Source organism: Amycolatopsis sp. NPDC048633 (genome assembly GCF_040650695.1).
In the GTDB taxonomy this organism is placed as follows: domain Bacteria; phylum Actinomycetota; class Actinomycetes; order Mycobacteriales; family Pseudonocardiaceae; genus Amycolatopsis.
Genome location: NZ_JBEZHS010000076.1, coordinates 1 through 12,437 on the forward strand (window position 1 = coordinate 1; position 12,437 = coordinate 12,437).

Here is a 12,437-nt window from a genome sequence, read left to right on the forward strand (position 1 = left end):
TGGTGCGTTGAACGCACCAAAATCGGCCTTGGCTCAGTCCTCAAATCTGGTGGGTGACGTGACCGCCCAGCACCGTGGCCGTCACCGGGAGCGTCCTCAGGTCTGGCGCGGACAGCGCCGACGGGTCCGCCGCCGTCACCATCAAGTCCGCCACGTCCCCCACCGACACCCCGCGACGGCCGCCCGAGGAGGCCGCGAGCGCGTCCGGGAACGAGAGCGCTTGCTCAGGGTGCCAAGCCGGCCGGTCGTCGTCGGTGCGGGAGACCGCTGACGCGATTCCGTCCCACGGGTCCAGCGGTGCCACCGGCGCGTCCGAACCGAACTCCAGACGGGCTCCCGAATCCAGCAGCGACCGGTAAGGGAACGCCCGCGATGTCCGTCCATACCAATGCCGGTCCGCGACGTCACGATCATCGGGCTGGTGAGCCGGCTGCACCGCCGCGATCACGCCCAGCGAAGCGAAACGCGAGACGTCGGACGGAGATAGCAGCTGCGCGTGCTCGATCCGCCCGGGACAGCCGACCGACTCGAACGCGTCCAGCGCGACCGTGTTGGCCTGGTCGCCGATCGCGTGGACCGCGGGAACCAGCCCGTGCGCGAAAGCCCGGTCCATCAACGGAACCAACGCCGACGGCGGCAGCTCGAGCAGCCCCGGTGAGTCCGAACCCGGGTAGGGGTCGTGGCAATAAGCCGTGCGGGTGTTCAGCGAGCCGTCCACGAAGAGCTTGAACGGGCCCACCGTCAGCAGCCCGCCGGAATCCGGGAGCACGTCGCCCGTGCGGTGGCCGCGCTCGATCGCCTGGTCCAGCAGGAACCGCGCGATCACGCACGAGATCCGGGCCGCCGGGGCACCCCGGCGCGTCCAGTCCGCCACCGTGTCCGCGTACTCGTAGTCGACGATCTGCGTCACCCCCCGCGCCGCTGCCGCGGACACCGCTTCCGCCACCCACGCGTCCTGGACGTCGATCGCGGCCGTCGGCAGCTGGGCCGTCGCGCTCATGCAGTCGTGCTCCAGCAGCACGCCCGTCGGGTGCTCGCGGCCGATCAGCTTCAGCGCCGCCGGGCTCAGCCACAGCGTGTGCAGGTCCGCGCTGAACAACGCCACCGCCCGCCCGGGCAGCGCCCGCTGCAGCAGGTCCTTGTGCGGCTTGTCCGGCCAGAGCGCGTCGCGGAACCCCGCGCCCACGACCAGTTCCTCTGCCTTCGACGGCGTCGCCAGCAGGTGCGCCAGCAGCAGCTCGACGGCCTCGCCCGCCGACCGCGCCGCTTCGAGCGGGATCCGGCGGCGGGACGTCGCCCACTGCACGACGTGGACGTGCGCGTCGACCAGCCCCGGCAGCAGCGTGCCGCCGTGCCCGTCGACGACCCGCGCGGCGAACCCGGCCGAGCCCGGCTCGGTGATCGCCGTGACGCGGCCGTCGTTCACGCGGACGTCCGCGAGCTCCCCGCCGAGCCCCGGCCGCACGCGGCGCAGCAGTAGATCATCCATGCGGACCACCCTGCCAGCCGGACCCGTCCGGGTGAAGCACAGAGTGAGATGGGAATGAGATGGGTATTAGCTACGGTTGTAAGAGATGGCAGCCGTCGCCCGCCGAAGGGTCAGGGCCGGTCCATGGGCGCCGCCCTCATAAGCCGCGCAGGGTTCGACTCCCTCGGTTGCCGCTCGATACGAAGAGCCACCGCTTGAAGACGGTGGCTCTTCGCGCGTTCAGCCCACCGGCATGTCACGCCTTCGCAACGCCGCCAGGCCGCCGATCCCCGCCACCAAAGCGATCGCCACCAGCCAGATCACCGGCACCGCCGAGAACGTGCCGCCCGGCAGCCGCGCCAGGTGTGCGAACGGTGAGATCCCCAGCACCGCCTCGTTCCACTGCAATGCCGTTCCCACCAGCGACAACAGCAGGAACGCGCCCAACAGCCCCCACGCCGCCGCGGCGAAGCGCGGGAAGAAGCCGATCAACGCCGCCGCCAGCCCCGCCAGCACCCACACCGCCGGCAGCTGGGCCAAGGCCGCCGGGACCAGCGAAACGCCACTTCCGAACGCCAACCCGGTCGCCCAGCCCGTGATCGCCAGCACGACCGCCGAGCCCAGCACCGCGAACGTCAGGTGCGCGAGCGCCCAGCCGATCCGGCCGACCGCCGTCGCCAGCAGCGGTTCCGCGCGTCCCGCCGCCTCTTCCGCACGCAACTTGAGCGTCGCCTGCACCGCGTAGCCCGCCGCCGCCAGGCCGAACAACGTCATCGTCCCGGCCAGGTACGCGTCCGTCACCGCGCCTCCGCCGCCGAGGCGCGAAAACACGTCCGCGACGGCCTGGTTGTCCCGCATCATCTCCGCGACGTTCTTCCCGACCCCGCCCATCAGCAGGCCGACCAGCGCCAGGCAGACGGTCCAGACCAGCAGCGTCCCCCGCTGCAGCCGCCAGGCCAGCGCCAGCGGCGAACGCAATGACGCCTTCGCCGTCGCCCGCCCCAGCCGCGCCGGGAGCAGGGCCGCGCCGAGATCCCGGCGCGCGGACAACGCCACCGCCAGCACCACGAGCAAGCCGGTGAAGGCCAGTGCGAGCGCCAGGACCCACCACTGCTCCCCCGCGAACGGCCGCATCCGGTGCGCCCAGCCGATCGGCGACAGCCAGGCGAGCCAGCCCGCCGAACCGCTGCTGTCCCCGGCCGCCCGCAGCAGGAACGCCAGGACCAGCCCGCCGATCCCGATCCCGCGTGCGCCGCCGGCGCCCCACGTGAGCTGCGCGACGACCGCGCCGACGCCGGCGAACACCCAGCCCACCAAGGAAAACCCGAGACCCAGCGCCAATGCACCGGCAACGGAGACGCCCTGCGCGGCCAGGCCGAGCCCGACCACCAGGCCGTACACCAGGCACGCGCCGCAGGCCGCGATCACGGCGGCGGCCAGCCCGGCGTGCCGCCCGACGACGGTCGCGCCGGTCAGCTCCCGGCGGCCCGCCTCCTCCTCGGTCCGGGTGTGCCGGATCACGGTGAGCAGCGCGATCAGCCCGACGACGACCGGGACGAACCCGCATTGCCACGCGAGGAGGTTCCCGACCGACGAGCCGTACAGCGGGCCGTTGCGGACCACGAACGTCGCGCTGGAAGCGTTGAGGTCGTAGAAGCGCTGCCGCGCCGCCGCATCCGGGTAGGCCGCCTCGATCGACGACAGGTAGCCCATCGGCGCGACCGCCAGGCAGACGATCCACAGCGGCATCAGCAGCCGGTCCCGGCGCAGCACCAGCCGCAGCAGCGCCCAGGTCCCGGTCATCGCGCCACTCCGACCGGCTCGTCCTGCCGGTAGTGGCGCAGGAACAGCTCTTCGAGCGTCGGCGGCCGGCTGACGAGGTTCCGCAGCCCGGCCCCGGCCAGGTGCCGCATGACGTCGTCCAGCTCGGCCTGGTCGACGGACAGGTGGACGTGCGAGCCGTACGAGGTCAGGTCGTGGACGCCCGGCAGCGAAGCGAGGTCCGCGGGGACCTGCGCGAGCGAGGCGTCGATCGTGATCCGGCCCAGGTGCCGCAGCTCGTCCAGGGTGCCCGACTCGACGGTGCGCCCGGCCCGGATGATCGTGACGCGGTCGCAGAGCGCCTCGACCTCGGACAGGATGTGCGAGGACAGCAGCACGGTCCGGTCGCCGCGCTCCCGCTCCTCCTGGACGACCTGCCGGAAAACCTCCTCCATCAGCGGGTCGAGCCCGGACGTCGGCTCGTCGAGTACCAGCAGCTCCACATCGGACGCGAGCGCCGCGACCAGCGCGACCTTCTGCCGGTTGCCCTTCGAATACGTCCGGCCCTTCTTGCGCGGGTCGAGGTCGAAGCGCTCGACGAGCTCGGCGCGGCGGGCGGTGTCGAGTCCGCCGCGCAGCCGGCCGAGCAGGTCGATGACCTCGCCGCCGGTGAGGTTGGGCCAGAGCGTGACGTCGCCCGGGACGTACGCGAGGCGCTTGTGCAGCTCGGTCGCGTCGGTCCAGGGGTTGCCGCCGAGCAGGGTGGCGCGGCCGCCGTCGGCCCGCATCAGCCCCAGCAGGACGCGGATCGTGGTGGTCTTGCCGGCGCCGTTCGGCCCAAGGAAGCCGTGCACCTCGCCGGTGTGGACGGTCAGGTCGAGCCCGTCGAGGGCTTTCGCCGCACCGAACGCCTTGGTGAGGCCGTCGGCGGTGATCGCTTCGGCCATCGTCATTCCTTTCGTTCGTAGGCGGCCAGCGCTTCGCGGGCCTTGTCGAGGACCTCGGCGTCGCCGAGGGGGTTGAGGAACAGGTGCCCGGCGGCCAGCGACATCCGCAGCATCGCCTCGTGGGTGCCCGGCTCCTCGCCGAGCGCGCGGGCGACGTGGTCCTGCAGGATCATCAACCCGCCGGTCATCGCGGCGAGCGCGGCGGCGACGCCCCGCGGGTCGGGCAGGTCCATGTCCTGCTCGCGGAAGTAGCGCTCGGTGCCGTCGACGATCTCGGTGAACTGCGCCGCGGCGGCTTCGGAGCCGTCCATCATGGCCCGGCCCAGGTACCGGCGGAAGAGCAGCTGGCGGGCGTCGAACGTGGGGAGGAACCCCGGGTTCGCGACACCCTTGGCCAGCACCTCTTCCTTGAACTTCAGCAGCTCGTCGAAGACGTAGGTGTCGCACGCCTCGCGCAGGCCGTCCTTGGACCCGAAGTGGTGGCGGATCAGGCCGCCCGACACCCCGGCCACCTCGGCGATGTCGAGGATCGACGTCTTGTCCATGCCGCGCTCGGTGAAGAGCTTGATGGCGGCGTCGCGGATCCGGGCCCGCGCGGTCAGGTCTTCGATGCTCATCCGGTTCCTATACGTTCGTACAGCTGACTACACGTCAATGTAGTCCCCTATACACACGTATAGCAAGAGTGGACGGATCACCCGGATGCGTCACATCCGGTGGCCTCCTAACCGGTGATCCGATTAGGCCATTCGGCCCGCAACCAATTGCGGTTGATGGGCTAACTGTCTGATTGCTGCCGAACATCTCACGTTGTGTACTTCACGGACGTCTTCTTGTCGGACGCATCTCTTCACGAAGGGTCCACTCAGTGACTGACCACAGATCTCGCTGGAGACGGCGGGCCGGGATCACCGTCCTCGCCACCGCACTCGGCGCCTCCGTCCTCGGCGTCGCCGTTCCCGTGGCGTCCGCCCAGCAGGCCCCGCCGACCGCCGGCGCGGCCGACGGCAAGACCCTCGACGGGCACGACCGCGCCCTCGTCGCCGAGGCCGAGAAGGCCGGGAAGCCCGACGTCACGCTGCTGATCGCGGCGGAGAAGGGCCAGACCGGCGCCGCCGTGAGCGAGCTCAAGGCCCTCGGCGGGGTCGTCCAGTCCACCGACACCAAGCTCGACTACGTCAAGGTCAGCGTCCCGACCGGCAAGGCCGAGAAGGCCGCGAAGCTCAAGTCGGTCAACGCCGTCGACGTCGACGGCCTCGTCTACCGCGACGACCCGAAGCCCGACGGCGCGCAGGACCCGGCGCCGCAGCCCGCGCCGGGCAAGAACACCCCGCGCGTGAACCCGTACCTGCCCACCGGTGACACTTACGCCGCGCAGTTCGGCCAGGTCCTGCCCAACTGGGACGGCAAGGACGCCACGGTCGCGGTGCTCGACTCCGGTGTCGACCTCGACACCCCCGCGCTGGCCAAGACCAGCCACGGCGAACGCAAGATCGTCGACTGGTACAACGCCAACGCCACCAACTCCGGGGACGGCACCTGGGTCGCGCAGTCGGCCCAGACCTACAACGGCACCTTCACCTCGAACGCCAAGAGCTGGAAGACGCCGGCCACCGGCGGCCCGTACACGTTCGGCCTCTTCACCGAGACCGCCGGCGACCTGGGCGCCGCGGACAGCGAGACCGGCGGTGACCTCAACCGCGACGGCGACCGCGCCGACTCCTGGGGCGTGCTGCAGGACACCGTGACCAAGCAGGTCCGCGTCGACCTCAACGGCAACGGCGACTTCGGCGACGACAAGCCGATGCTCGACTACAAGACCAACTACGACGTCGGCTTCTTCGGCACCGACAACCCGGCGACCGACATCGCCGAGCGGATGGCCTTCGTGGTCCAGACCGACAAGCCGGGCTTCGTCGGCATCGGCATCGCCGGCGCCGAGCACGGCTCGCACGTCGCGGGCATCGCCACCGGCAACGACCTGTTCGGCGGCAAGATGGACGGCGCGGCCCCGGGCGCGAAGGTGCTCGCGGTGAAGGTCTGCCTCACCGGCGCCGCCTGCACCAACAGCGGCCTGGTCGACGGCGTCGTCTACGCCGCCAGCCACGGCGCCGACGTCATCAACATCTCGATCGGCGGCCTGCCGGCGCTCAACGACGGCAACAACGCCCGCGCGGAGCTCTACAACCGCACGATCGCCGAGTACAACGTCCAGATCTTCATCTCGGCCGGCAACAGCGGCGCCGGGGCGAACACCGTCGGCGACCCGTCGGTGGCCACGGACGCGATCTCGGTCGGCTCGTACATCACCAAGGAGACCTGGCTCGCCGACTACGGCTCGAAGACGCAGAACGCCGAGTCGCTGCACCCGTTCTCCTCGCGCGGCCCGCGTGAAGACGGCGGCTTCAAGCCGGACATCATCGCGCCCGGGGCGGCGATCTCGACCACCCCGCGCTGGGAGGCGCCGGGCCCGGTCGCGGGCACTTACGCCCTGCCCGCCGGCTACGCGATGCTGCAGGGCACGTCGATGGCGGCGCCGCAGGCGACCGGCGCGGCGGCGCTGCTGGTGAGCGCGTACAAGGCGACGCACAACGGCCAGCGGCCGCCGGTGGCGCAGCTGCGTTCGGCGATCAAGTCGACCGCCCGGTTCGTGCCGGGTATCGGCGCGTACGCCCAGGGCGCCGGCCTGTTCAACGTGCCGGCCGCGTTCGTCGCACTGTCGCTCAACCCGAAGCCGGACGCCGTTTCGACGTCCGTCGAGGTGCACACCGCACTGTCGGGCCTGCTGGCCACCCCGAACACCGGCGTGGGCATCCACGACCGCGAAGGCGTGACCACGGGCAAGGCGTACACCCGCACGTACACGATCACCCGCACGACGGGCTCGGCCAAGCCGGTACCGTACTTCGCGCGGTGGACCGGGAACGACGGGACGTTCTCCTCGGGCTCGACGGTGGTACTGCCGCTGAACACGCCGGTGAAGTTCGACGTCAAGGTGAACCCGAAGAACGCGGGCGTCCACTCGGCGCTGCTGTACCTGGACAACCCGCTGACCATCGGCATCGACGTGCAGACCCTCAACACGGTCTTCGCGCCGCAGGAGTTCACCGCCGCCAAGGGGTACCAGGTCGACGTCTCCGGCAAGATCGCCCGCAACCAGGCGACCAGCTACTTCGTGAAGGTGCCCCAGGGCGCCAGCGCGCTGAAGGTGGACCTGGACGCGGGGGCCGGCGCCCCGGGCAAGGGCCAGGTGCGGTTCCTGCGCTACGACCCGACCGGTGTCCCGGCCGAGGCGAGCACCTCGACGACGTACTGCTACCTCCCCGACGCGGGCGCGGGCTGCCCCGGCGGCACGCCGACCAGCCGGACCATCGCCAACCCGCTGCCGGGTGTGTGGGAGATCGTCGTCGAAGCACGCCGGACGTCCGATGTGGACAATGCGGCGTTCAAGCTGACGGCTTCGGTGCTGGGCACGACCATCACGCCCAACCCGGACACGATCGCTTCGGCCACGCTCGGCCAGCCGATCGCGCGTTCGTACACCGTGACGAACACGCTCGGCGCGTTCACCGGCAAGCTCAACGGTGCCACGCTCGGCAGCGCGAAGATCGCGCGGCCGACGATCGCCGACGGGGCGCAGCAGCAGTACCAGATCCAGGTGACGCCGGGCTCGACGTCGCTGACCGCCACGATCGGGAAGACCTCGGACGTCGGCGCGGACCTGGACCTGGCGCTGTACAACTGCACCACCGGGTCCTGCGTGCTGGCGGCCCAGAGCGCGGATGGTGACTCCGAGGAGTCGGTGACCGTGCCCAACCCGGCCGCGGGCGTCTGGGTCGCGCTGGTCGACGGGTACGCGGTGCCCGCGGGCACCACCGAGTACGACTACCTCGACGTGTTCACCAACCCGGCGTTCGGCTCGGTCGCGGTGACCGACGCGAACGCGGCGCACGCGTCGGGTACCTCGTGGACGGTGCCGGCGACGGTGACCGCCTCCGCGGTCCCCGCGCCGGGCCGGGTCCTGCGCGGTCAGCTGACCGTGCAGACCGACACCGGGGTCACGGTCGGCTCCTCGCTGGTGCTGGTCAACTCCGTCAGCTAGTCCCGCTCAACGGAAACCGCCCCGGGTCTCACCCGGGGCGGTTTTCGCTTTCCTGGTGGGTTTCCGACGCAAGTTTGCGTATGTCCGGTGAAGTATTGCCGCGGGCCCGAAAGCGTCCGTATGGTCTGGAACACTCCGCACCCACCCGAGGGGTTCCGCATGCGACGGATTTCGACGTTGTTCGCCGCTCTTCTCCTGCTGGCCGCGACTTTGCCGGGCATCGCGCACGCCGCGGCGGCGCTCTCGTCCCGCACCCACCTGTTCTACTACCCGTGGTACGGCAACAGCGCCGGCGCCTATCGCCACTGGCAGCAGGGCGGGCACACGCCACCGGACGACATCGGCGCGAACCTCTACCCGGTGCTGGGCCCGTACGACTCCGGCGACTTCGGCGGCGCCGTCGAGCAGCACATGCGCTGGATCGAGCAGTCCGGCGCCGGGGTGCTCGTCTACAGCTGGTGGGGCCAGGGGTCCTATGAGGACGGTCTGGCGGCCGGCGTGCTGGAAGCCGCGGCGCGGCACGGGATCAAGGTCGCCTGGCACCTGGAGCCCTACAGCGGGCGGACGGCGACCTCGACGGTCTCGGACATCGACTACCTCATCGGCCGTTACGGCTCGAGCCCGGCGTTCTACCGGGAGGGCGGCCGCGGGGCGTTCTACGTCTTCGAGAGCCTGCGCATCGCCGACTGGACGCCGCTGGACCAGGTGCGCTCGTCGGCGATCGTGCTGGCGCAGACGACCGACACGAGCAAGGTCGCGCACTTCGGCGGGATGTACACCTACGATGCCATCGCCGGGGCCACCGCGCCGGGCTGGCGCGAAGCGGGGGCGTACTGCGAGGCGAACGGCCTGGTGTGGGCGCCTTCGGTGGGCCCGGGGTACGTCGACGACCGCGCGGTACCGGGCAACACGACACCGACGCTGGGCCGCGACAACGGCGCGACCTACGACCGGGAATGGCAGAACGCGCTTTCTTCGGACGCGGACTGGGTTTCGGTGACGTCGTTCAACGAATGGCACGAAGGCTCGGTCATCGAACCGGCTCGCTCGTCGCCGCCGGGTTCGGGGTACGAGACGTTCGACGGCGCGTACGGCACTTCGGGCGCGGCTTCGGAAACCGCCTACCTCGACCGGACGCGTTACTGGGCTTCGCAGCTCGGCGGTCCGCCGCCGGCCTCGGTCAACCTGGCGCGCGGACGGCCGGTCTCGGCGAGCGGGTCCCAGGGCGGGTACCCGGCGGGCAACGCGGTCGACGGAGACGCGTCGAGCTACTGGGAAAGCACGAACAACGCGTTCCCGCAGACGGTCACGGTGGACCTGGGTGCCGCGGCCACGGCGGGACGGCTGGTGCTGAAGCTGCCGCCGTCGTGGGGCGCCCGGACGCAGACGATCTCGGTGAACGGCGGCAGCCCGGCGGGCTACGTCTTCGACCCGGCGAACGGGAACACGGCGACCATCACGCTCCCGGCGGTGTCGGGCCAGTTCGTCCGGCTGAGCTTCACCGGCAACACCGGATGGCCCGCCGGCCAGCTGTCCGAAGTGGAGGCCTACGCCTCCTGAACCCGGGCGCGCGCAGGCTGGGCGACGTCATGAACGACTCTTTCCTGTCGCCCGGCGTCATGAACGAGTCGTTCATGACATCCGCCCGCGCCTACGCCTCCTGAACCCGGGCGAGGAACGGCGCCGGGTCGGCCAGCACCCGGTGCACCACCCGGCCCGCCGCGCCCAGTGTCGCGGCGTCGCCGCCGAGGCGTGACGCCGACAGCACCGGCGGCGCGCCCCGGAGCCCCCCGAGCCGCGCCGACAGCACCTCCGACACCGGACCGGACAGCCACGGGTACAGCTGGGTGAAGACCCCGCCCAGCACGATGCGGTCGAGGTCGAGAAGGTTCACCGCCGACGTCAACGCGACGCCGAGGGCGCGACCGGCCGCCGCGCACGCCTCCAGCGCCGGCTCGTCGCCGTGCTCGAGGGCCGCCAGCAGAGCCGGCACCGATCCCGCCTGACCCGCGGCCAGCAACGCCTCCTGCCCGGCGAACGTCTCCAGGCACCCGCGGCCACCGCACCGGCACGCCGGCCCCTCGGGCGCCACGACGACGTGGCCCAGCTCGCCGGCCAGCCCGCGCGCGCCGGAGAACAGCGAGCCGTTCACGACCAGGCCCGCGCCGATGCCGACTTCGCCCGACACGTAGAGGAAGTCGCGCTCGCCGTCGCCGAACCACAGCTCGCCCAGCGCCGCGAGGTTCGCCTCGTTGTCCAGCTCGACGGGGACGGGCAGCCGCAGCAGGTCGGCCGGGCGGACGTCCTGCCAGCCGAGGTTGGGGGCGCTGAACAGCACGCCATCGCCGACCGGGCCGGACACCGCCAGCACCGCGCCCGCGACCTCCAGCCCGAGCCGGTGCGTCTCGGTCAGGGCTTCCGACGCCAGCGCGTGCAGCTCCCCCAGCACCTTCTTCGGCCGCGAAGCGCGGTTGTCCCGCTCGCGGCGCGCGGCGAACCGGACGCCGCCGGTGAGATCGAGCACGCGCACCGCGAGGTAGTCGACGTTGATCTCCAGCCCCAGCGACGCCACGCGCGCCCCGCTGAGCACGACCTCCACCCCCGGCCGGCCGCGTTCGCCCGCCCGCGCGGGCCCGGTCTCGGCCAGCAGCCCCGCGTCCACGAGGTCGCCGACGAGCTTGCTCACCGTGGACTTGGTCAGCCCGGTGAGCTCGGCGAGCGCGGCACGGGTCAGCGGGCCACCGCGGCTGACCGCGCCCAGCACGACCTCGAGGTTGCGGGCGCGCATCGAGTCGTGCCGCACGGCCTGGGTCATCGCGTCCCTCCTGCGAAGCACTCTAACCGGCCTCTTGACGCCCGGGACCGCCGCGGCGCATATTTAGTCTATAACGTGAACTAAATGAAGGGACAGTCATGAGCGACTACGCTCCCCAGCCGGCCGACAAGTTCACCTTCGGCCTCTGGACCGTGGGCTGGCCCGCGAACGACCCGTTCGGGGTCGCGACGCGGCCGCCGCTGGACCCGGTGGAGAGCGTGCACCGGCTGGCGGAGCTGGGCGCCTACGGCGTGACGTTCCACGACGACGACCTCCTGGCCACCGAGCCCGACCGCGACAAGGCGATCGAGCGGTTCCGCAAGGCGCTCGCCGAGACCGGGCTCAAGGTGCCGATGGCGACGACGAACCTGTTCACCCACCCGGTGTTCAAGGACGGCGGCCTGACCAGCAACGACCGTGACGTCCGGCGGTACGCGCTGCGGAAGGTGCGCCGCAACGTCGACCTCGCGGCCGAGCTGGGCGCGGAGACCTACGTCGTCTGGGGTGGCCGTGAAGGCGCCGAGTCCGACGCCGCGAAGGACGTCCGGGCGGCGCTGGCCCGCTACAAGGAGGGCCTCGACCTCCTCGCGGACTACGTCGTCGAGAAGGGCTACTCGCTGCGGTTCGCCCTCGAGCCCAAGCCGAACGAGCCGCGCGGCGACATCCTGCTGCCGACGATCGGGCACGCGCTGGGCTTCATCTCCCAGCTCGAGCGGTCCGAGATGTTCGGGCTGAACCCGGAGGTCGGGCACGAGCAGATGGCCGGGCTCAACTTCGTGCACGGCATTTCGCAGGCGCTGTGGCAGGGCAAGCTGTTCCACATCGACCTCAACGGCCAGCACGGCCCGAAGTACGACCAGGACCTGGTCTTCGGCCACGGCGACCTGAAGAGCGCGTTCTTCCTGGTCGACCTGCTGGAGAACGGCGGCTACGAAGGCCCGCGGCACTTCGACTACAAGCCGCTGCGCACCGAGGACCCGTCGGACGTCTGGGTGTCCGCCGCGGCGAACATGCGGACGTACCTGATCCTCAAGGAGAAGGCGGCGAAGTTCCGGTCCGACCCCGAGGTCGCGGAAGCCCTGGCGGCGTCGCGGGTCCCGGACCTGTCGATCCCCACGATCGCGCCGGGCGAGTCGTTCGACGACCTGCTGAACGACGACTTCGACCTCGAGGCGGCCGCAACCCGCGGCTACCACTTCACGCGGTTGAACCAGCTGGCTCTGGAGCACCTCCTCGGCGTCCGCTGAAACGCCGTGAAGGCCTCCTTACCGGCTCTTATGGCCGGTAAGGAGGCCTTCACGGACTTCTAGGACACGGTCAGCGTGTCGATGTCGAACAGCGAGC

8 protein-coding genes are annotated in these 12,437 nt (G+C 71.3%); 3 read left to right on the top strand and 5 right to left on the bottom strand.

All coding sequences use genetic code 11. The features are described 5' to 3' along the window. Positions 1–40: 40 nt before the first annotated feature. From AB0C38_RS49025 to AB0C38_RS49040, 4 genes are all read right to left on the bottom strand, one after another. Positions 41–1,489, bottom strand: a complete 1,449-nt coding sequence (locus tag AB0C38_RS49025; RefSeq protein ID WP_360688488.1) for an amidohydrolase family protein — start codon at positions 1,487–1,489, stop codon at positions 41–43. A 219-nt stretch (positions 1,490–1,708) separates the two neighbouring features. Next, positions 1,709–3,271, bottom strand: a complete 1,563-nt coding sequence (locus tag AB0C38_RS49030) for an ABC transporter permease (protein WP_360688491.1) — start codon at positions 3,269–3,271, stop codon at positions 1,709–1,711. Next, positions 3,268–4,176: an ABC transporter ATP-binding protein gene (locus AB0C38_RS49035; RefSeq protein ID WP_360688494.1), complete on the bottom strand. Its 909-nt coding sequence runs from the start codon at positions 4,174–4,176 to the stop codon at positions 3,268–3,270. The genes AB0C38_RS49030 and AB0C38_RS49035 overlap by 4 nt, the downstream gene beginning before the upstream one ends. Before the next feature lie 2 nt (positions 4,177–4,178). After that, positions 4,179–4,793 (bottom strand): TetR family transcriptional regulator, encoded by a 615-nt coding sequence (locus AB0C38_RS49040; protein ID WP_360688497.1) that lies wholly within the window; start codon positions 4,791–4,793, stop codon positions 4,179–4,181. 251 nt (positions 4,794–5,044) lie between these two features. On the opposite strand from AB0C38_RS49040, the gene AB0C38_RS49045 reads away from it, so the two are divergent. Beyond that, positions 5,045–8,278: a S8 family serine peptidase gene (locus tag AB0C38_RS49045; protein WP_360688500.1), complete on the top strand. Its 3,234-nt coding sequence runs from the start codon at positions 5,045–5,047 to the stop codon at positions 8,276–8,278. Positions 8,279–8,437: 159 nt separating this feature from the next. Beyond that, positions 8,438–9,838, top strand: a complete 1,401-nt coding sequence (locus AB0C38_RS49050) for a discoidin domain-containing protein (protein ID WP_360688503.1) — start codon at positions 8,438–8,440, stop codon at positions 9,836–9,838. A gap of 91 nt (positions 9,839–9,929) precedes the next feature. Here AB0C38_RS49050 and AB0C38_RS49055 read toward each other — a convergent pair whose 3' ends face one another. Then, entirely contained in the window at positions 9,930–11,093 is a 1,164-nt protein-coding gene (locus AB0C38_RS49055) for an ROK family transcriptional regulator (protein WP_360688506.1), read from the bottom strand. Between the two features lie 98 nt (positions 11,094–11,191). Here AB0C38_RS49055 and xylA point away from each other — a divergent pair, with 98 nt between their 5' ends. Further along, positions 11,192–12,340, top strand: a complete 1,149-nt coding sequence (gene xylA, locus AB0C38_RS49060; RefSeq protein ID WP_360688509.1) for a xylose isomerase — start codon at positions 11,192–11,194, stop codon at positions 12,338–12,340. Positions 12,341–12,437: the final 97 nt, after the last annotated feature.

What these genes read in the sequence shown, in the direction of transcription:
- AB0C38_RS49055 (WP_360688506.1), bottom strand. Translation starts at nt 11,093, where the DNA reads ATGACCCAGGCCGTGCGGCACGACTCGATGCGCGCCCGCAACCTCGAG.
- AB0C38_RS49030 (WP_360688491.1), bottom strand. Translation starts at nt 3,271, where the DNA reads ATGACCGGGACCTGGGCGCTGCTGCGGCTGGTGCTGCGCCGGGACCGG.
- AB0C38_RS49025 (WP_360688488.1), bottom strand. Translation starts at nt 1,489, where the DNA reads ATGGATGATCTACTGCTGCGCCGCGTGCGGCCGGGGCTCGGCGGGGAG.
- AB0C38_RS49040 (WP_360688497.1), bottom strand. Translation starts at nt 4,793, where the DNA reads ATGAGCATCGAAGACCTGACCGCGCGGGCCCGGATCCGCGACGCCGCC.
- AB0C38_RS49035 (WP_360688494.1), bottom strand. Translation starts at nt 4,176, where the DNA reads ATGGCCGAAGCGATCACCGCCGACGGCCTCACCAAGGCGTTCGGTGCG.
- AB0C38_RS49050 (WP_360688503.1), top strand. Translation starts at nt 8,438, where the DNA reads ATGCGACGGATTTCGACGTTGTTCGCCGCTCTTCTCCTGCTGGCCGCG.
- xylA (WP_360688509.1), top strand. Translation starts at nt 11,192, where the DNA reads ATGAGCGACTACGCTCCCCAGCCGGCCGACAAGTTCACCTTCGGCCTC.